The organism is Pseudomonas frederiksbergensis (assembly GCF_001874645.1).
GTDB lineage: Bacteria > Pseudomonadota > Gammaproteobacteria > Pseudomonadales > Pseudomonadaceae > Aquipseudomonas > Aquipseudomonas frederiksbergensis_B.
In genome coordinates, this window is record NZ_CP017886.1 from 5518272 (window position 1) to 5538233 (window position 19962).

At 55.7% G+C, this 19962-nt stretch carries 20 protein-coding genes and 2 pseudogenes; 4 read left to right on the top strand and 18 right to left on the bottom strand.

The window, feature by feature from the left end; all coding sequences use genetic code 11:
• The first annotated feature begins 83 nt into the window (after positions 1-83).
• Complete coding sequence (gene pssA, locus BLL42_RS26385; protein WP_071555499.1) at positions 84-1427, top strand: CDP-diacylglycerol--serine O-phosphatidyltransferase; 1344 nt, start codon at positions 84-86, stop codon at positions 1425-1427.
• Positions 1428-1500: 73 nt separating this feature from the next.
• On the opposite strand, the gene BLL42_RS26390 is transcribed toward pssA, so the two are convergent.
• The 4 genes and pseudogenes from BLL42_RS26390 to BLL42_RS30280 all read right to left on the bottom strand — a co-directional run bounded on the left by BLL42_RS26390 (position 1501) and on the right by BLL42_RS30280 (position 5145).
• Positions 1501-3090 carry an ABC-F family ATPase gene (locus BLL42_RS26390; protein ID WP_071555500.1) on the bottom strand — a complete coding sequence of 530 codons (1590 nt, stop codon included), beginning with the start codon at positions 3088-3090 and terminating at the stop codon, positions 1501-1503.
• 20 nt (positions 3091-3110) lie between these two features.
• A pseudogene (locus BLL42_RS26395) lies at positions 3111-3988 on the bottom strand (tyrosine-type recombinase/integrase); the annotation flags it as partial.
• A 407-nt stretch (positions 3989-4395) separates the two neighbouring features.
• Positions 4396-4734: a hypothetical protein gene (locus BLL42_RS26405; RefSeq protein WP_071555502.1), complete on the bottom strand. Its 339-nt coding sequence runs from the start codon at positions 4732-4734 to the stop codon at positions 4396-4398.
• A gap of 87 nt (positions 4735-4821) precedes the next feature.
• Positions 4822-5145: a hypothetical protein gene (locus BLL42_RS30280; protein WP_201788740.1), complete on the bottom strand. Its 324-nt coding sequence runs from the start codon at positions 5143-5145 to the stop codon at positions 4822-4824.
• On the opposite strand from BLL42_RS30280, the gene tnpB reads away from it, so the two are divergent.
• The gene (tnpB, locus tag BLL42_RS30600) at positions 5144-5338 is read left to right on the top strand and encodes an IS66 family insertion sequence element accessory protein TnpB (RefSeq protein WP_071555503.1); all 195 of its coding nucleotides are present in this window, start codon (positions 5144-5146) and stop codon (positions 5336-5338) included. The genes BLL42_RS30280 and tnpB overlap by 2 nt on opposite strands.
• A gap of 517 nt (positions 5339-5855) precedes the next feature.
• Here the strand turns inward: tnpB and BLL42_RS26420 are convergent.
• The 7 genes from BLL42_RS26420 to BLL42_RS26455 form a co-directional block, all read right to left on the bottom strand.
• On the bottom strand, positions 5856-6371 hold the full coding sequence (locus BLL42_RS26420; RefSeq protein WP_071555504.1) for a hypothetical protein: 516 nt from the start codon (positions 6369-6371) through the stop codon (positions 5856-5858).
• The gene (locus tag BLL42_RS26425) at positions 6368-7108 is read right to left on the bottom strand and encodes an alpha/beta hydrolase (protein ID WP_071555505.1); all 741 of its coding nucleotides are present in this window, start codon (positions 7106-7108) and stop codon (positions 6368-6370) included. Before BLL42_RS26425 ends, BLL42_RS26420 begins: the two co-directional genes overlap by 4 nt.
• A gap of 3 nt (positions 7109-7111) precedes the next feature.
• Positions 7112-7609: a PAAR domain-containing protein gene (locus tag BLL42_RS26430; RefSeq protein ID WP_071555506.1), complete on the bottom strand. Its 498-nt coding sequence runs from the start codon at positions 7607-7609 to the stop codon at positions 7112-7114.
• Positions 7610-7630: 21 nt separating this feature from the next.
• Positions 7631-8317 carry a hypothetical protein gene (locus BLL42_RS26435; protein ID WP_129586984.1) on the bottom strand — a complete coding sequence of 229 codons (687 nt, stop codon included), beginning with the start codon at positions 8315-8317 and terminating at the stop codon, positions 7631-7633.
• Positions 8318-8694: 377 nt separating this feature from the next.
• Positions 8695-8871: a DUF3606 domain-containing protein gene (locus tag BLL42_RS26440; RefSeq protein WP_071555508.1), complete on the bottom strand. Its 177-nt coding sequence runs from the start codon at positions 8869-8871 to the stop codon at positions 8695-8697.
• A gap of 500 nt (positions 8872-9371) precedes the next feature.
• Complete coding sequence (locus BLL42_RS26450; protein WP_071555510.1) at positions 9372-10049, bottom strand: SOS response-associated peptidase family protein; 678 nt, start codon at positions 10047-10049, stop codon at positions 9372-9374.
• Positions 10050-10077: 28 nt separating this feature from the next.
• Positions 10078-10341 carry a hypothetical protein gene (locus tag BLL42_RS26455; protein ID WP_071555511.1) on the bottom strand — a complete coding sequence of 88 codons (264 nt, stop codon included), beginning with the start codon at positions 10339-10341 and terminating at the stop codon, positions 10078-10080.
• Between the two features lie 130 nt (positions 10342-10471).
• Here BLL42_RS26455 and BLL42_RS26460 point away from each other — a divergent pair, with 130 nt between their 5' ends.
• Positions 10472-10705 (top strand): hypothetical protein, encoded by a 234-nt coding sequence (locus tag BLL42_RS26460; protein WP_071555862.1) that lies wholly within the window; start codon positions 10472-10474, stop codon positions 10703-10705.
• Positions 10706-10983: 278 nt separating this feature from the next.
• On the opposite strand, the gene dsdC is transcribed toward BLL42_RS26460, so the two are convergent.
• From dsdC to BLL42_RS26480, 4 genes are all read right to left on the bottom strand, one after another.
• The gene (gene dsdC, locus BLL42_RS26465) at positions 10984-11931 is read right to left on the bottom strand and encodes a DNA-binding transcriptional regulator DsdC (protein WP_071555512.1); all 948 of its coding nucleotides are present in this window, start codon (positions 11929-11931) and stop codon (positions 10984-10986) included.
• A gap of 81 nt (positions 11932-12012) precedes the next feature.
• On the bottom strand, positions 12013-13362 hold the full coding sequence (gene dsdA, locus BLL42_RS26470) for a D-serine ammonia-lyase (RefSeq protein WP_071555513.1): 1350 nt from the start codon (positions 13360-13362) through the stop codon (positions 12013-12015).
• A 40-nt stretch (positions 13363-13402) separates the two neighbouring features.
• Complete coding sequence (locus BLL42_RS26475) at positions 13403-14743, bottom strand: GntT/GntP/DsdX family permease (RefSeq protein WP_071555514.1); 1341 nt, start codon at positions 14741-14743, stop codon at positions 13403-13405.
• A 269-nt stretch (positions 14744-15012) separates the two neighbouring features.
• Positions 15013-16443, bottom strand: a complete 1431-nt coding sequence (locus BLL42_RS26480) for a GGDEF domain-containing protein (RefSeq protein WP_071555515.1) — start codon at positions 16441-16443, stop codon at positions 15013-15015.
• A gap of 445 nt (positions 16444-16888) precedes the next feature.
• On the opposite strand from BLL42_RS26480, the gene BLL42_RS26485 reads away from it, so the two are divergent.
• Positions 16889-17104: a hypothetical protein gene (locus BLL42_RS26485; RefSeq protein WP_071555516.1), complete on the top strand. Its 216-nt coding sequence runs from the start codon at positions 16889-16891 to the stop codon at positions 17102-17104.
• Between the two features lie 51 nt (positions 17105-17155).
• On the opposite strand, the gene BLL42_RS26490 is transcribed toward BLL42_RS26485, so the two are convergent.
• The 3 genes and pseudogenes from BLL42_RS26490 to BLL42_RS26495 form a co-directional block, all read right to left on the bottom strand.
• Positions 17156-18991, bottom strand: coding sequence for a hypothetical protein (locus BLL42_RS26490; RefSeq protein WP_071555517.1), 1836 nt, complete (start codon positions 18989-18991; stop codon positions 17156-17158).
• A 42-nt stretch (positions 18992-19033) separates the two neighbouring features.
• Positions 19034-19210, bottom strand: coding sequence for a single stranded DNA-binding domain-containing protein (locus BLL42_RS30095; protein ID WP_161492359.1), 177 nt, complete (start codon positions 19208-19210; stop codon positions 19034-19036).
• Between the two features lie 91 nt (positions 19211-19301).
• Positions 19302-19949: pseudogene (locus BLL42_RS26495) on the bottom strand (serine hydrolase domain-containing protein); the annotation flags it as partial.
• Positions 19950-19962: the final 13 nt, after the last annotated feature.

The following is a 19962-nucleotide window of genomic DNA, read 5'->3' on the forward strand; positions in this document are numbered from 1 at the left end:
TAAATGCCGAAGGCTGTGAAGACCCGAGCGAACACATGGTGTAAGCTCGTGCGTTCTTCGGATTCGACCCATTTGCGAGCCCTATGCCGTCGCTTTTCAAACGCTCTCTACTGCCCAAACTGCGCAGTTTTCCGCTGACCGCCGATGCGGTCTCCATCCTTTCTGGCGCTGCCGAGTTCCGTCGTTGCCTGTTGGAGAAAATTGCCCAGGCGACCCAACGTATCTACATCGTCGCGCTCTACCTGCAACACGACGAAGCTGGCCAGGAAATCCTCGATGCCTTGCACGCCGCCAAAGCTGCGCGCCCGGAACTGGACGTGGTCGTGGTGGTTGACTGGCTACGGGCGCAGCGCGGTTTGATCGGTGCCGGCAAGCAACCTGGCAACGCGGCGTGGTATCAGCAGCAGACTCGCGAACACGCCAGCGAAGTGCCGGTGTATGGCGTGCCGGTGCAAACCCGCGAACTGTTCGGTGTGTTGCACCTTAAAGGCTTCGTGATCGATGACTGCGTGATTTATAGCGGCGCTAGCCTGAACAACGTCTATCTGCACAAATTCGACAAATACCGTTTCGACCGTTATCACCTGTTGCACAACCGCGCACTGGCCGACTCCATGCAGCACCTGGTGCAGCATGGGCTGATCGCTTCCAAGGCCGTGCACCGTCTCGATCTGCCGAACCTGCCAACCACCCGCAGCCTGCGCAACGACATCGGCGACTTACGCAGCCGCTTCAAGCACGCGGTGTACGACACCACGGCGGGTACGCTGGCCAGGGGCGGTCTGTCCGTGAGCCCGCTGCTCGGGGTGGGTAAAAACAATCCATTGAGCCGGGTGATCTGTGAGCTGATCGCCGGCGCCCAGCATCAGCTGACCATCTGCACACCGTATTTCAACCTGCCGTTGCCAGTAACCCGTGAAATCAACCGGGCTCTGGCACGCGGGGTGAAGATCGACATCATTGTCGGTGACAAGACCGCCAACGACTTCTACATTCCGCCGAGCGAGCCGTTCAAGGTCATCGCCGCGTTACCGTATCTCTACGAAATCAGCCTGCGGCGCTTCGCCAAGCGCCACCAGCGGGTAATCGACAGCAGTCAGTTGAACCTGCATCTGTGGCGTGAAGGTGACAACACTTATCACCTCAAAGGCATGTGGGTCGACGAACGTTACACCTTGTTGACCGGCAACAACCTCAACCCGCGAGCTTTCCGCCTGGACCTCGAAAACGCTTTGCTGATCGACGACCCGAAAGGTGAGTTGCAGGAACCCCGTCGCGGTGAGCTGGCGGAGATTTTCCGCAATACCTGCCGTATCGAACGTTATCAGCAGTTGGAGACGTTGCTGGAATACCCGCCGGCGGTGAGCAAGTTTCTGCGTCGGGTCAGCCGGGTACGGATCGAGCGCTTGCTCTATCGCATCTTGTAGCCAAAAACACAAAAGCCCCGTCACATGGGACGGGGCTTTTGCTTGAGGCGCGTAGCTTGAAGCTTAAGGTGGCTTAGAACACTACGCCCTGGCTACGCAGGTAGTCATCGTAGGTGCCGCTGAAGTCGATCACGCCGCTTGGGCTCAGTTCGATGATTCGAGTGGCCAGCGACGATACGAACTCACGGTCGTGGCTGACGAAAATCAGCGTGCCCGGGTAGTTTTCCAGCGCCAGGTTCAGCGCTTCGATGGATTCCATGTCCAGGTGGTTGGTTGGTTCATCCATCACCAGCACGTTCGGCTTTTGCAGAATCAGCTTGCCGAACAGCATGCGACCTTGCTCACCGCCGGAGATGACCTTGACTGACTTGAGGATCTCGTCGTTGGAGAACAGCATCCGGCCCAAGGTGCCACGAACCAGTTGTTCGCCACCTTGAGTCCAGCGACCCATCCAGTCGAACAGGTTGGATTCATCTTCGAAATCCGAAGCGTGGTCCTGTGCGTAGTAGCCGATTTCTGCGGCGTCGGTCCATTTCACGCTACCGGCATCCGGGCTCAACTCGTTGACCAGGGTACGCAGCAGAGTGGTTTTACCAATACCGTTCGGACCAATGATTGCCACACGCTCGCCGGCTTCAACGGTGAAGCTGAAGTCCTTGAACAGATTCTTGCCGTCAAAGCCCTTGGCCATGCGCTCGACGATGACCGCTTGACGATGGAGCTTCTTGTTCTGCTCGAAACGGATGAACGGGCTCACGCGGCTCGAAGGCTTGACTTCGGCCAGCTGGATCTTGTCGATCTGTTTGGCGCGGGAAGTGGCCTGCTTGGCTTTCGAGGCGTTGGCCGAGAAGCGGCTGACGAACGATTGCAGTTCCGAGATTTGCGCTTTCTTCTTGGCGTTGTCCGAGAGCAGTTGCTCGCGGGACTGGGTCGCCACGGTCATGTACTCGTCATAGTTGCCCGGGAACAAGCGCAGCTCGCCGTAGTCCAGGTCGGCCATGTGGGTGCAGACACTGTTCAGGAAGTGTCTATCGTGGGAGATGATGATCATCAGGCTGCTGCGCTGGGTCAGAATGTTTTCCAGCCAGCGGATGGTGTTGATGTCCAGGTGGTTGGTAGGTTCGTCGAGCAGCAGCACTTCCGGATCGGAGAACAGTGCTTGAGCCAGCAGAACACGGAGTTTCCAGCCTGGCGAAACTTCGCTCATCGGGCCGAAGTGTTGCTCGATACCGATACCCAGGCCCAGCAGCAGTTCACCGGCGCGCGATTCGGCGGTGTAACCGTCCATCTCGGCGAATTCGGTTTCCAGCTCAGCGACGGCCATGCCGTCTTCTTCGGTCATTTCCGGCAGCGAGTAGATGCGGTCGCGCTCGGCCTTGACCTTCCACAGCTCTTCGTGACCCATGATCACGGTGTCGATAACGGTGAATTCTTCGTAGGCGAACTGGTCTTGGCGCAACTTACCCAGACGCACATTCGGCTCAAGCATGACCTGGCCGCCGGACGGATCGAGGTCGTCACCGAGGATTTTCATGAAGGTCGACTTGCCGCAACCGTTGGCGCCGATCAGGCCATAGCGGTTACCCGCACCAAATTTGACCGAAACGTTCTCGAACAACGGCTTGGCGCCGAACTGCATCGTGATATTTGCTGTGGAGATCAAAGAGCTTACCTATCAATAACTTAGCTGAGGCTGGGTTCTGCTGATACCGATTTGATACCAATTTTCAGTTTTTCCAGCTCGCCCCAATCGGAGCTTGAGTTTATCCAGCGGGCATAGGTCGACAGCAACATCTGCACGCTATGGCCGAGCTGCTGTGATATGAATGCGGGGTTCATGCCAGACATTATGCATATTGTCGCATACGTGTGACGACAGTTATATGGCGGGCGGTAGCGGATACCCAGCTTTTCCAGGGCAGGGCGCCACTGATGGTGCAGGTCTGAGGTTTGCTTGATGTGCTCGCTCATCTTGGACGGCGGAAAGACATAAGGCAGCTCTTTCAGTGCACCTGCACCTTTTAGCCGGCGATCCGCATATTTTTGAGCGAAGTCGAGCGCGTGTAACGCTCGCTCATTGAGCAAAACGAAACGACCCTTCTTCGTTTTAGTGCGCTCTTTGATCTCCCGCTCAGCGCTGGCCCTGCAGATATGGACCTGGCGGTTCGGGATGTCGACAGCATCCCAGCGAAGAGCAATAACCTCCTGTAACCGCAAGCCGGTGAAGAAAGCAAACTCGGAAACGCCGCAAAAATGCTGCTTGGCCAATGCTCGGCCCGGTAAAGGTGATCAATGATCAGGTTGGCTTCGGCAAGAGTGAAGGGATCAGGCTCCTTTTTCTTACGTTTTGGTACGTCCAGCAGCTCAGCCGGGTTTTTGGCGATCAACCCCTCTTTTACTGCAGCCTCCAGAATCGTCCGCAGTCGCACCAGCGCATTGCGCTTCACGTCCGGCGAAAACCATTCGATATCGCCGATTATCCGGCGCAAGCTCATGGTTGTAATCATATCGAGCCGAGTCAGTGCCAGGTAAGGCATCCAGTAGAGGTTACGGGCATTGCGAATACCTCGGGTAGGCGCCGCCCTCCGTGATCGGATGCGACAGAGGGAGGGCGCTATGGTAAGAGTTGATTTGCATGGCTGATTGACATCATCGCACGGTCTGCGCTAATTTGATTGGACGTAACCGATTTTTGGTTCAACTGAGTCGATGATTCAGGCGATGTACAATGTGAAGTCCATCGATATCTTGTCTGTTATGTCTGGTCTCGTAACCTTGTTTGTTTTCATCAACGACAATGCTTACTGGGGGTATGTTATGGCAGCAATACCAATGTTTATCTGTGCTGGGGCAGTGCTGCGGGTCCATGCAAAAAACAGAGAAAGTATTGGGACTAAACGTTGCGCTTGATAGATGGCACCTGGGGGTAACTCCCGGCCCCGCACCAATTTCAGAAAGGGCTGACTTGTCAGCCCTTTCTCGTTTCTGGAAAAAAGGACTGATCACCAGGATCGCGTCGCAGCTCCGCTAAGCTCTCATTTCGAAACATCCGCGCCACGGTTTCGCTTATCTTCACTTTGTGTCGCGGACTTTCCATCGCCTGGTATGACAGGGTAGGTCCGAGCGCATGAGCGTTCCGAATCAGGTTCTGCACCGCCTCGCTGATTTCCTTGATATCGTTCCAAGCCATCAACTCGTCAAGCATCTGCCGGGTGCCGAGTCGGCACCGGTGTCGCAATTCCTTCTCGTCGAACTCGATCCGCTTCTGGGCCGCCTTGGCTGAACGCGCCTTTCCATCCATCGCCATGGCCTACCTCTTCGATTCCGCTGGCCGGCAGGTCCAGCCAGGTTTGACGTTTGCGTCGCTGGGGGCGACATGCGAATCGGCGCACTCTCAGCGACTCAACGCTTTGCGCATGTATGAGTCGAGATCACTCTGATTCAGCAGCCAGCGCTTGTAGTCCGCAGGTAAATCCGCGACGGCCATGCCCTTGTGTTTGCCGAAGCCAATCACCGTAGGGATTCGAGCATCTTCTGAAATTTCCCCAAGCTCTCCCACCCACTTACCGGGCGCCCGAGGGTTGCCGCCAGAGTGTCCAGGATCTTCACCAGCAACAGTCGGCAGTTCTTCAGTAAGCGCTCCATGAACCCCACATTCAAAGCGCTTAGCCGATACCGGATGCTGTGCTCCCGATTCCTTCAGGAGCCCGTTTGCCATGATGCGACCCGACGCAAAAGTCTATCTCTACCCCAAACCAGTAGACTTCCGAAAGTCCATTGATGGCCTGGCTGCACTGGTCGAGCTGGACATCAAGGTCGCCGTGTTCGACCCGGTGCTCTTCGTCTTCCTCAACAAACCGCGCAACCGCGTGAAGATTTTGTACTGGGGTGTGTCACGAACGCTGGCGTAAGCCCGCGATGCTCTATCAAAGATGGGAGTAGGCCTCCCGGAGTCTGCTTGCAAGGAGCTGGCTTCAAACCACCCGGTGCTGCTGCGTTCAAAAGGCGTGGTGGTGAGCGACCGTTGGAAAAGGCGCCGATAACGGCGTCAGGTACGTATTGAGAAGATGAGCGAAAGCAAACCGTCCGAAGACGCATCGTTAAGGATTCAAGCGCTGTCAAAACCGAGGTCGCCCAGTAGCCTCGGGATCAGTCTGGAAGATACCTGTCTACTGTCCAGATGGCAGCCGGTGTATAGGCGGCATGAGCTCAATACAGGCTTTGATAGGGAACGTGAGAACCTCGCCTTTGATGCCAAGGGAAATGACAAGCGGCTAACACCGCAAGGAAGAATACCGATGCAAAGGCCGAGGGGCGGAGCCATTCGTAGTAGTGATGAAGTTCTTGTAATGAGAGTGGAGCGAAGGGATGGCGTTGCCCAGCTCGCTTATGTCTGTCGATGCTTGCGCAGTAGAACGGTGGGTGGGCTTATTTACTCATCTGATCCATCATGAGTGCAGATGGGATGAGTAAGGTGTTGGTGTAATAGGCTTTGTATCCATATGCCGTTATGCGAACCTTGCAAGGTATTGATGTTTGGGCTGCAATCAGCGGCTTGATCACGTCGTAGCTATTTTGATCGAGTTGGGTTCCGTCCAGGTTGGTATGATAAAAGACAAGGTCTGCAAGAAAGATATAGTTAGTTTTACTTTTGCTCTTTGCGGTTATTCGTCCCTCTGCTTTTACGTTGATGGAGTGATCCACCGAAAAGTCCAAGTCACGATCTAGAGAGCAGGTCAGCATTGGGGTTAGCTGGTTGGCATTTTCGTAGGTGTTGAAGGCGTTCAGCAGGTCGATGTTTGAGGTGAAAATAATTGTATAAAGATTATTTGGTCCGAGCCCAAAAGACGACAGCGTCAGATCGGCTGGCGGGATGCTTGCTGTTTTTGCGCAAGCAGTGCATAGAAGTATCGATGCGTAAATGAGACTTCGAAGTAGGGTCATTGGCCAAAAATACCATTGATGGAGTCAAATATCAGGTCGCAAGCGGACTTTGTTCCTTGAACGGGTTCTATGAACATCCAGCCTGCCGAGGCGTGATGAATGTCCATTGTTTTGTTCATGGTTGGGCCATCGGTAATTATCCAGCGCCCTCCAAATTCCGCTACACCATCGGAGGCGTCTGGCTTGCTTGAATTTGCCCGAATATTGATCCAGGTTTCGGCAATAGGGGAGGCTTCAGACTTGTAGATGTCTGATCCCATCCACACCCAAAACCCTTCTCCTACGGGGTCCAGTGTGACCAAGAATTTAACGGTGTAGCCGGCCTCTGACAATATTCTAGATAGGTGTGCTCCATTCCACCCGCCAAGGCTGTGCCCAACTATGTAAACCGGGCATGATTTACTGGGTATGTTGGCAATGAAATTAGTTTGGATGTCGCCAGATCCTCTCGCATCGTTATAGCTTTTTGGCCAGCTTGTATATTTCTTCGACAAAGGCTTCATGGCACTGATTCTTTTGTCGAGAATGTTTCTGGCGTCGTCGATGTTATGAAAGGCACCTTGAAAATAATATTTCTCTTGGTCTGCAGCCCCGCCAATAAAAAATACAATTGCCTTCTTCTCTGCGACAGGCACCGACTTGACCGTCGGATCATTTGCCGCCGTCAACGTATGCGTTGTCGCCAGGCTCGCTGTCTTGCCGCTTGGGAGAACAACCTGTTCTGCTTCTGCTGCCATCCCTCAGTCCTCCAAAAACAGTTTGATGCTTTCAGGTAGGTGCGAGCTCACCACATGGGTATGCCCCATCGCATCGCTGACACCATGTTCCACGCTGCCGTCGGCGCGCTGGATGGCGTAGCCATGATTGGGCATCGGTTCGCCGGTGGCTTCGTCGACCAGTTTGAGCTTGTCGCTGAAGTGCACTGGCATCGGCAGCAGGCCGCTGAAGGGCGCCGGTACGAAGGTGTCGCCAATAATGACCGTGCCGGATCCACCCATAACCACGTTGCCGTGGTCACCGGTACTGCCTTGAGTAGCAGCATTCAGCCCATTGATGAAAACCGTAGCGCTGACACCACTCGTGATTGGGCTACCACATGCGGATTTATCGGTCATTCGAGCGGCGGCAAGGCCATCGAAGTTCACATTGGGAGAACCGCTGATAATCGGATTTGTGCCATGTCCCGGAAGCGGGCAATTGGTGGGGTCTGTTACTCGGGCAGCCGGCTTGCCGCTCATGGGAAGTTCCTTTTCAAGGTTTCAAATGGGGTAATAGTGGTCGATGGGCGAGTCGGAAAAGCGCCAGCACTCATCCATAGGGTTGAACAGTGCTCGGTGGTTTTCGCGCATGGGACGGCAGGCCAGTAACGTCTGCCAGGCGATTTCGACGCAGTTGTCCATGGCCTGCGTGGAATAGTCATCAAGCTGGTTGAGCCAGGCGTTGTAATTGGGCATACCAACGCTGCGGTAGGCACTGAGCAATATCTCGGCGACTTCTTCGCCCCAATGGATAAAGCGCCCCGGACTCCAGGGGCCTGTCTGGGCATAAATAAACCAGCCCAAGCTTGGCAAGTCACCCTCTGCAAGTCGTAACGTGTCGAGCCGCGAGGAAAAACCACAGGTGATGTGGACGGTCAGCCAGCCCTGGTGTTGCTGGATAAATCCAGTGGGGTCGAATTGTGCCAGCGGTACGACACGATAGCCTGAGTCAGGCATTGACCTGGCGACCAACTCAGCGTCTAGCCTTGAAACGAAGGCCCGAATCGCCTTGCCTTCGCCGGACGCCGCGCAAAGAATTTCAACCGGCGTGCTCGCAGGTATGTCGCTGAAACCGACGATGCGAACCAGTCCATAAAGGCGTAACGAGGTATTCAGGCCGCTGGGATGATGCGAGGTATCGAGCGTGCAGGCGCAGGGGAGAGGCACGTCCATAGGTGAAGAGCGCATCAAATTTTACCGTCCATGTAAATTTGCGTCGCGAAGGATGCCCCAGGCAGAAGTTGCGTTCAACAATCTTTACAGCGTTTAGGTTGGTATTCGGTCAATGAACGCCGATTACGTGGGGCATACCGCCTTGGAGCTACAACCCGGCGTGGAGCATCTGGCGTGGATGACCCATTCGCGACGCAAGTTCATACGTGGTGGTGCGGTGAGGTGTGATTGTGTTCGGTCAGCAGGACGCTGGGGGGATATCGCGTGAGGTGAAGGTGAGGACGCTGTTGGTTGAGCGACGGCAGCGGATTGGGTATGAGCGAGAGTTGTTTTCCGCCGCGGTTGCCTGTCGATGAAAAAGCGGAAGACCTTGCGATCCTCCGCTCAGGTAATCACTTACCTAAGTGTGCTTTTACCTTGTCGACCATTACACCAACTTTCTGAACTGCGTCCTTGATCTTCTCCTTTGACACCTTGAAATGTTCAGACCAGTAGTTCAGCTCGTAGGGTTCATGCACGTTTATTTTAGATGCGTCCTGAGGTCGACGTTTGGTGAGGTCGTCCGACATTTTGTTTCTCCTTGTATGGGTTGGTGCTGCGCAAAGAGGCTAGCAGTGTCGTTGATTGTCGCGAGGTGAAACCGCGCAAAGCCGACGGTCGGCATCATCGACGACGGTCAAGGATTGATTGCTCTGGCGGCGTGCCAGGCGTATGCCCGAGAAGTGAATCGATGAAGCATTGCAGAGCATATTTTTGTCCTTGAAAGGATGGCAGACTGCCCGGTGGCCGGGGAGGGCCACCAATATGAAAGCTCTGTGTGTAGCCGCATCAATGCTGGCGCTTGCCGGTTGCGCCAATCATCCGCTTGATTGCGCGATTGGTATCATTGCCTGGGATGACTGCCTACCCGGTACAAAAGGGTATGAGGTTCGCCAGCGAAGCTTAAAAAATCTGTCAGCCGCCAGGGCGGAGAAGAGCGCTACAGATGACGCCGTTTGCCAATCGTATGGTGCCAAGCCGGGGAGTGATGCCTACGTGAATTGCAGGGTTCAGCGGGACAAATAGCATCTCAGATCGGTTTGATCAGGCTCGCGCCTTGGTTGTGCACATTGCCAATGGCTGCGCTGACCTTGAACCATTCGAAGGCCTCGGATGGCTCTCCCTGTTGAATCATCATATGCTCGGCGCGCTCCTTGGGTGTGGCCGGGTCGAGCCATTCCCGTGCCAGCTCGGGCGCCAGTATTACTGGGCGTCGATCGTGGATGTCCACCATGCCGCCTGCCGAATCGGCAGTGATGATCACGAAACCGTCATACTCGCTGGGTGTGTGGTCGGCGGTCGGAAACTGGCCGATAGCAGCGCACAGGATCGGTGAGCCGTCCCGATGCCGGATCAAATAGGGCTGCTTTTTCGGCCCGCCCTCATCGACCCACTCAAACCAGTTGTTGATGGGCGTGATGGCGCGGTGTGGCCAGATCGCCCGGTAGAATGGGCTATGCGCTACCTTTTCGACTCTGCCGTTCGGTTTCGCTGGCTGGTCGGTTGCCCAATGCGGTCGCCAACACCACCTGACCAGGTCGGCGCGCAGCGTGTCGCCTTCCTGGCGAAAGAGGGCGACCTTTGTTGTGGGGGCGACGTTGTACTGCTCGAGCGGCTGGTCGCCGACGGTGTTGACCAGAGCATTGGGCATGCTCAGCGCCGCCATGAAGTCGTGGATACCCCGGTACTGCGAAAGTCGTCCGCACATGGCTGAATCCTCAAGCTGAACCTTGAGTTTAGACGATCGTTTTCGGGCGATCTATGAGGCCGTCCAGTATGCCGCGAAGCTGGTCAGCCTCGCGCTTTTTGGTACTCGCTGAGATGTCGAGGTCGTACAGTTGCTTGCGAACCGTAGCCAACTGTCCGGACCTTTCCCGGAGATTTTTCATTGCTTCGTCACGCTGCTCAGAGGTTTCTGCGTGCATCTGTACCAGGCCGAAGATGTCCTCGCGGGCTTTGCGCAGTTGCAGGGTCAGCTCCTGGACTTCATTTTCCAGCATGCGGATGACCGGTGCGGTTATTCAGTTGGGAAGGGTGAACCAGTTAGCAGAATGCAGGTCCATCGAATCCGAGGATTGGCAATCGGAGCCTGACAGGCTTTATCCTCATAAAAATAATAAGGAGGGGGCCATGAGCTGCCTGATTTGCGCTGGAAGCGCTGAAAACATCGAGATTGGTGGTGACTTTGAAGAGCGCCACTGCCCGTCATGCGGCCACTATCGAATTTCCAAAGCGCTGGTTTTAACGCTCATGGAGCAGGGTCAGATTTTCGATGTGAATCGGATGAGGACCTGGCTGGCCGAGAAGCGCGGGCTCGTCGATATTCCCGCCATTGAAATCCATGAGGCGCTGCTCGTTCCCTGAAATCGAGGAACTGCCTGGCTCATCATTTTGGTGCGAAGTGCTCGTCGCCTGGGTCTTTGTGCAATTCGCGCAGGCTTTCATTCAAGAAAGTGCGCGACACGTTTTCGCTGATTACGATTTATCGGAATCACCGATACCGGCGACCGGGGACTGATTGCGCTGGTTGCATGCCAGGCGTAGGTGCGGGAGGTATCACACAGGGGTTGAATGACGGCAACCGACCAGAATCAGCCAGGACCGGACAAGCCTATGTCTGGTGTATGTGTGCCGTAGAGATTTCAGATTGTTGGGGGCTGCGACGCACATTCATAGAGCCATTCAATGAATGAAGACACTCGTCGTGGTAACGGCTCAAGTGCCGGATGCACGATGTAGTAATCGTACTCGCCACACCGCGCAAAGCCGCCAAACGGAAGGACCAATTTTCCTTGCTGGATCGGTCCGCTGACAAGTTGTTCCCGCCCGATCGCCAGCCCCGCGTGATTGACTGCGGCTGTCACACACAAATCCGAGCGATCAAAGGTCACCCCTCGTTTCGGCATGGGGACACCGGCGCCATGGTATCTGACCCACATTGCCCATTCGGAATCAAAGGCCGCATGGTCCCAGGCCAGCGAATCATGCAGCAATGTGCAATGTTCCAGCTGCTGCACCGAGTCGAACAGCCGATGGCGGTCGGCGTATTCAGGGCTACAGACCGGCGCGACCCGTTCTTGCATCAGCTTGTGCGAGATCAGGCCATGGAATTCTCCATTGCCGTAATACAGCGCCAGATCAATCTTTCGAGACCGAAAGTCGACGCTGTCATTGCCCACGCGAAGGTCCAGCGTCACCCCGGGGAATCGTGCACCGAACTCCGCCAGGCGCGGCACCAGCCAGGCGTGTGCGATAGAGGGGTGAGCGTAGAGCGTCAGTGGCCCGGCCAAATCGGCGTCGACCGGCTGGGCGAGGACCTCGGAGAGGTCACCCAGCGTTCGCTGCAAAATCTCGAAGATGCGCTCACCGGCTTCCGTCAACTGCACCCGGCGAGTCAGCCGTTTGAACAGCTGAATCGACAGCTCCGCTTCCAGCCGGGCGATGCGATGGCTGACGGCGCTGGCGGTCAGGCACAACTCGTCGGCGGCCTTGGTGAAACTGAGATGACGCGCAGCGACCTGAAAGGTGAACAGGTTCGAGAACTGGCTACTGTTGAGCTTTGCATCCAGTCGAGGCGGTAGGTTGAACATGTCGGCACTTCTTTTTCAATGTGTCGTCGCCACTTGCCGTGACCCGGACGTCGATCATGCATCCGGGGCGCACACTCGCTTTCAGCCCTGAAGCACTTGCGCGCCTTGCGCCAGGTAAGCTTGCATCTCGGGCTCGGGGACCATGCTGCCACCCGTGGCCCAGATCAGGTGGGTGGCACAGGCGTAAGCTTCGACGCTCAGGCCACTGCGCTGCAAGTACTCGGCGTAATGCGCGTGGAGCCGGGCGACGCCGGGGACGCCAGCCAGGGCTGACGGCTCCAGATTCAGCCCTTCGCTATCAGCGGTCAGCCAGAGCAAGGCATGCAGTTCGTCATCGCTGACCGTGTAATAACCGTCGATCAAACGTTGCATGGTCCGGCCGACAAACCCCGAGGCCCGTCCCACGGCAAGCCCATCGGCGGCGGTGATGTTGTCGATACCAAAATCCTGTACCGACACCTCGTCATGCAGCCCAGTGTAGACACCGAGAAACATGCAGGGCGAATGAGTGGGTTCGGCAAATATACAGTGAACCGCGTCACCGAAGACCAGCTTCAAGCCAAACGCCACTCCGCCGGGGCCCCCACCGACACCGCAGGGCAGGTAGACGAACAGCGGATGCTCGGCATCGATCTTCAGACCCGCCAGGCTCAATTGTCGATTCAGGCGTTCAGCTGCCACCGCGTAGCCAAGGAACAGGTCGGTGGAGTTTTCGTCATCGACGAAATGACAGCCTGGATCGTCCTTCGCTTGCTGGCGCCCCTGTGCCACCGCAATGCTGTAGTCACTGGCATATTCCATGACAGTCACACCATGGGCGCGCAGTTTGTCCTTCTTCCATTGGCGTGCATCGGCGGACATGTGCACCGTGACCTGAAAGCCCAATCGGGCCCCCATAAGCCCGATCGATAACCCCAGGTTGCCCGTGGAGCCCACGGCAATCCGGTATTGACTGAAAAACTCTCGAGCCTGCGGTGTGTCGAGCACCTCATAGTTGCCATCCAGCGTGAGCAGTCCGGCCTCAAGGGCGAGACGTTCAGCATGCTTGAGCACTTCATAGATGCCACCACGGGCTTTTACAGAGCCCGAGATGGGCAAGTGGCTGTCTTTCTTGATCCAGAGCGCCCCCGGCAGTGCCTGGCCATACCTTGCGTCCAAAGCGCCTCGCAACGAAGGCAGCTGCTGGATGTCCGATTCGATGATGCCGTGAGTTGGCAGTGTTTCGGGGAAGGCCGATTGAAAGTACGCCGCGAAGCGGTTCAACCGGGCGCTGGCATCCGCCACATCGTGGGCATTCAACGGAACGTCTTTCAAGGCCTCGGCGGTCGGTGCGCGCACCGGTGTGAACCAGGTGGTTTCACGCAACTCCACCAGGTCCTTGATCAGCGGGTGGCTGGTTTTCCAGTCATCCAGCATTTTGCCTGCAATCATTTATGGTGACTCCTGCATTCAGTGAAGGGCTGTGAAAGACTTAAACGAAGTGAGAAAGGGTCAGCGTCAGCAGCAGGGCGATTATCGACGCCAGCACCGTGGCGGAGGTGAAGGTCTTGAGTGCGTCGGCCAGCGAGACGCCCAGGTATTCCTTCACTACCCAGAACGCCGAATCAGTGACATGGGTCCAGCCGATGGCTCCGGCACCGATAGCGATCACGATGATTTCCTTGCTGTAGGCCGAATGCGCCGCCAGCGTCGGCATCACAATTGCGGCGGCGCTCATCATAGCCACGGTCGCGGAGCCCACCGCGAAGTGCATGATACCCGCCACCAGCCAGGCCAAGACCACCGGGTTGATGTCCAGCTGAGTCAGAGAAGTGGCCAGCACGTTGCCGATGCCACTGTCGATGAGGATGCCGTTGAAGGCCCCCCCTGCACCGATGATCAGCAGAATACTGGCCAGCGGTGGCAGGCTTTTCTGGGTATGCCCCAGCAAATCTTGCATCGATAGACCCCGACGAATTCCCAGTGACCAATATGCAAAGACCACGGCGATCACCAGCGCAACCAGTGGATGGCCCAAAAACGAAATCACTGCGAACGCTGTCGAGTCTTTTGGCAGGGTTACGGCAAAGGTTTTGCCGACCATCAGGATCAGCGGCAGGAGTATGGTGAGCAATGTCAGCCAGAAGCCTGGCAAGACACGGGTACTATCTGCCTCACAACGCTCCTGCAGGAAGGCCTCTTGCGTGGCCGGTGCGTCGATACGCGCCACCAGCCGAATCCACAACGGTCCCGCTATGATGGCTGTCGGCAGGCCCACCAGCAGGCCGTAAAGGATCACCTTGCCGACGTCGGCACCCAGCATATTGGTGATGGCCATGGCCGCCGGATGGGGAGGGAGCATGCAATGTACGCACATCAGCGAAACGGCGAGTGGCACACCCAGGTACAACAGGTTAATTCTGGTTTCTTTGGCCACGACATAGACCAGAGGAATCAGCAAAATATAACCGACCTCAAAGAACACTGGGATCCCCGCAATGAAGCCGACCAGCATCATTACCCATGAGGCCCGTTGCTTGCCCAGAGCCGCTAACAGGGTCTTTGCAATGCGCTCTGCGCCACCGGATTCCTCAAGCATTTTGCCAAGAATGCTGCCCAGTCCAATGATAGCGGCCAGAAATCCCAGCGTATCGCCCATGCCTTTCTGGAACGAAGTCAGCAGGGTGGTCAACGGCATGCCCGAACCGACACCCACCACCACACACGCGGCGATCAGTGTCAGGAATGCGTGCACCCTGAACCTGACGATCAGCACCACGATCATGACAATCGCGGCTAACAACACCCATAGCAACGAAGTACTGCTCACCATCGGCCCACCCTCTTATAGTTTTGTTTCGGGACTCGTCACGGGATTGTGCGAGACGCGAGTTAACTACCGGGGTTACCGACTGACAAAAGATCATTGCTCATCAGACCCATGACGGTGGTTCAGCCATGCCGCATGGAAAGTAAGCAAAGGAGGGGAGCTGTCCAGGCACCCGGATTCAAAGGCACAGGGTGAAAGGCTTAGAGGCAATGTGTATCTAGTCTCAGCGCTTAGGACGATCGTGTCCGCGGCTTTCGACTTCGAAATGATGGTCAGGGCAGAGGTTGGAGGCTGGTTTTGATGGTCGTGACCACACGGTTACGTCCTTGGTGTTTAGCGTGATACAGGCGTTGATCAGCGACGTGCAAAATTGCCTCGATGGTGTCGCCGTCGTGGCCAGATTGCGATATGCCGATGCTCACTGTGACGACCGTTAACCGCTGAAAGCCGCTATTAAAAGAAGTATTTGCAACGGTGGTTCGGAGGCGCTCAGCGATTACATGCGCGCCTTCAAGTGACGTCTGAGGTAGCAGAATCATGAATTCCTCTCCGCCCACTCGGGCTACGCCGTCATACGGCCGGATCGAATCGAGGCATTTCTGCACGAACTCCTTCAGGATGTCATCGCCAACCTGGTGCCCGAATCGATCATTGATGGACTTGAAATTGTCCAGATCAAGTGCCAACACGGAGAACGGCGCACCACCGCGTTTGGTCCGGCCAATTTCGGCTTCGACCCGCTCCATGAACCGACGGCGATTATCAGCTCCTGTCAGTGGGTCGGTCGCCGCAAGGTGTCCGAGTTCTTGATTGGTGCGCTGGAGTTCCTGCAGAGCGTTCTCGGTGTACTCCATTGCCTCGGCAAGACGTACCATCAGCTCCTCTTGGCTGTAAATTCTCGAGAAAGACCGCGTGGTGAGGAACGCTTGCACTACCCCATAGCTCAACAGGAAGAATCCAGCGGCGAAGATTGCATGGGCGAGCCACCACATGTGGTTCCAGGGACGTGCAAGGATGAATGCAAGAGATGACAACGCGAACGCCGTGACCGAGATGACAAAAATCACCATCAACTGCGAACGGACACGGCGCAGCAGGAGCATTGCCACGTTCAATGTGGAAAAAACGAGGGCGCCACCTTCCAGCGAGAGGCGCACCGCGAGAGCGCCGGCGATTGACGAATTCGCGACGTATGCCACTGCCAGGTCAACCAGCAGGAACAGTCCTATCCAGGTCAACCACGGGCGCGGCTTCATTCGTTGGTCCGCAGCATCGGGTGGGCGGTGGTACGACAGCATTCCGACGAACAGCAGAACCGCCATGACCAGTCGAGAGGCGGGTCCATAAAGCAGGAAGAGCCAGATATTGTGATGTGCGAGCCCAGTGAACGCACCATGAAGCGAGTAGATCAGTACAAAGCCGAGAAAGCCAAGCGTCATCCATCGCAGCAGCGGCTCTCCCGATGACTGATAGCAGCGCCACGTCACGTAAGTCACAAACAAGCCTTCCAAGGTAGCTGCCGTGATCGCAATTATATGGAACGCGTGGTCCTCGTATAGAAGGGTGGGGTCCTGAAAGTAGAATAAGTAGCCAATCAGATAGGCTGGAATCAGCGCAAACCCTGCGAGCAGCAAGCTGGCATAAACCTTGATGATGAGGCGGACGGCTTCAGGTGGCTCGCCGGTAGCGATAATATTGCTCATGGCTCCCTCCAATGTTGAATCTATTTTGCCAATACCGGACCGGTATTGGCTCCGAAGTCGCATACGTGCTGCGTTAGATTTAGATAATCAGAGCGAAATAAACCGGATTTTTGTCTTCCATGGCTTTGGCTCCTCTGGAGATTTATAGCCTAGTTGAGCAATGGCTGATCTGCAGGGGAGCCGTCTGAGTTTGGCATCGCAGTCCCTTAGTGGAGTGGTCAGGGCGAACTCTTTACCTGCTCGAATGTGATGACCCAAACCTAGGGATTGGCGTCGCAGCTACCGCCCGTTGCGGTCCAAAGACAGGAAAGAGCTTTGGCGGCGATCGTTTCGAGCAGCGTCTTTCCGTCATCGGGCCCGACCATTCATCCGAAGCTAAGCGACTTAAATTAAAAAGAAACATTGCTGTTGTAGGGTGCAGGCCTGATTCATGAGGGCTACTGAAGTGAACCGATCAGCACGAAACCTGCGTAAAACACTGGACTCTGCAGCCGCCAATAACGAGGCCGCAGCAGTTGATGTCATGCGAGCCATTGATCAGCTGGGTGACGAATTGCTGCGCCAGCGGCTGCTGGGTATCGTCCATCGCCTGAATCAGGATGCGAGCGAATTGCGGCAAGCCAGAGATGATGTCTCTGGAGCATTGATTAAGTTGGCCTGATGCCGTTCTCTCTGGCGATCAGTTCCGCCCGCTTGACCCCGATACCGATGGTTAAGTTAATAGAGCTGCGACTTTGAATACTGCGGTAGTGCCCGCCAGTCCTGAAGTAGTGCACTTCCATCGATCCGGCACGCCGGCACCCGTAGCCATGTTTTCAATCACATGCCCTTGAGTGTAATAGAACCCATCAGTCGGCACGGCAGAAGCAGAGTGAATAGATACAGACTGAAGCAAGAACTCAGAACCTGTCACGTAAGGTTGTATGCGCAGGAAGGTGGCTAGACCGCCAGCGGGGATAGTAATGTCCCGTCCTGCACCGGTAAGAATGTTACTGCCGGCAGCGTTCTTAATAGTGACAGGGCCGGTAGTTGCTCGCAGCACTAACGTTTGCCCTGGTAACACGTTGCTGGATATATGGGACAATCGTACCGTGCGATCAGCATTAGGTGCTATTGTCCCAAAGTTATGCGATCCCATATCAATCTTGCCGCTAGCGTCCATAGCAGGCGATTTTTGTGGCAAGGTAGGCAGTATGGTGGGGCCGGTAGCATCATTACGCAGATAGCCCCACCAGTTGATACCATTGCATTCGTTGGCCCCGGAAGACGTGTCGGAAACCACGTGGTCATAAGACCCTTCTACGACGTTACCCTGACCCCAATCAATCTGGCCTTTAGCGCCTAACGTCACAATATAACCTGTTCCAGCTGCACCGCCTGCGGTGGTACCAATGCCGGCATTGGCAAAATGGTTATTAGACAGACTAATATTACCGTCGCCTACCATGGTCACGGCTTGTGCCAAGGTCTCATACCAGCAGCCATCAGATGTAATATTACGCGCAGGACCATTGACCCAAAGACCCTTTTGCGATCCCTGAAACGAAAAGCCATCACTAAAAGTTATATTGTGGCCGGCTCGAGTGGCATTACCTACACCAGAAACATCCGAAGTGCTCTCGCCATTGATACCTTCATACGCCGTGGTTGAAGGATCAGGGTCAACAGCCACTTTGACCGAGTACAGCGCGCGCTTGACAACAGAGGCGCTAATGCTCTTGCCGAGGCCGCTGCGTACTGAGATCTGGCCATGCTGCCCAGTAAACAGCCAGGGCTCACCACCATCCTGTACCTCAATTTGAACTCCAGAAAAGTCAATCCATTGGTGTGGTCGCTTTGAGTTGGCTTGGGTATAACCGCCACGAGACCAAATGCCCTTTTTGAAGTTCCAAAAACACACATCGACCAGATTTGAGTGCCAGAAGCCGCCCTCTACATTGCCGGCGTCATACTGTGCATGGCAGTAGAAGCCCCATTGATTTGGGTTAACTGCAGGTGTCCCATATACATAAGAAGGCGATCCGCAAAATGTAATGCCACTGATGTGCGCCCCCTGTACCACCCCAGGAGCCAGTTCCAGCATGCCATAGGGCTTGCCATTGGCAGGATCAAAAGGCAGGGCAGTGAGAAACGTATTACGAGCGCCCATGCCTTGAAGCGGCGTGCCACTGTAGTGAATGATCCGGGTAACCGGATAAATTCCGGCAGTAAAACTTACGCCATAACCTCCATAAGCTACTTTGGCCATAGACTGTGCCTCAGTCTGTGCGCCGGCAATGGCCGGAGACCAGTCCCATGTCGTAGGGTCGGACGGGTTAGGCTTATTGGTAATCAGATTGGTGAACTCCCAAACACTGATCCAGGTAGTATCTAATGAGGCAGCGACAGTGGCTATACTCACAGACGCCATCGGTGCCCGAGTCCAACTAACTAAAGCAGAATCTTCGGTAGTCACATTGGCCACTTGCGCGGTTCCGACCTCCGTCACACGGTTTTTATTGGCGGCGGATAGTGCATCTTCCGCCCGAGTCAACGTATCGTGAGACATATAAACTCCAAGTTGTTAAGTGCGAAAATTTAATGAGGTGGTTCAGTGTGTACGAGCACCCAGCTTCATGTTCCATTCAAGTGGTGCAAGGACGCGAACGGAGATTTCGTCGTCGAAGCTGTCGAAGCCAAGTCCCGGTGCGCCTTGCTGGTTCTGCTGTGAGCGCGGTGCTTGTTGTTTGGGGCGTGATTGCTGCGGGGACGCCTGCAGCATCGACATGGCTCGGGTCGTCAAGCATCCCCAAGGGAATTTCAGCAAGGGCACCAACAATCCCCGGTTGGGAAACGTTTGACGGTTTGACTTTAGCGCCTCAAGGCTGCTCAAGCAGGTACCGGGCCAACGCATCGAAGGCCGGCAACGTGACCGGATCGTTGGCTACGTTGCCTGCCACCGGATGTGAAGCGTAGTGGACGATCAGCATTTCTGCTTTCGGATCGATGTAGATACTTTGTCCGTGAACTCCGCGGGCCATGAATGCACCGTCCGGGTTGTGGCTGACCCACCACATGTTGCGATAGCTCCAGTCTTGCAACAGCCCATAACCGGCTTTGGCAAAGGCAGCCTTATCGCCGCCGTGGCGGATGTCATCGACCACGGCTTTGGGCACGATTTGCTGACCATTGAATTGACCGTCGTTGCGCAGCATCTCGCCAAACCGTGCCAGGTCACGTAGGCCGGTGTTCAGGCCGCCGCCAGCAAAGGGCGTTCCGATCGAGTCCACGGTGAAATAGGCATCCTGCTCAGCGCCCAGGCGACTCCAGATACGTTCCGAGAGAAACTGCGCAACGTTTTGACCGGTTACCCGGGCGATCACCCAGCCCAATACGTCGGTGTTGATGGTCTTATAGGCGAATGCGTTACCGTGTTGGCCTTGCAACTGTACGGTCTGCAAAAACTCATAGTAGCTGCGCGGCCCCTGGTAATCCTTTGGCTTGGGCAGCGGGCTGCCGGCGGTGGCGAGCCGACCATCC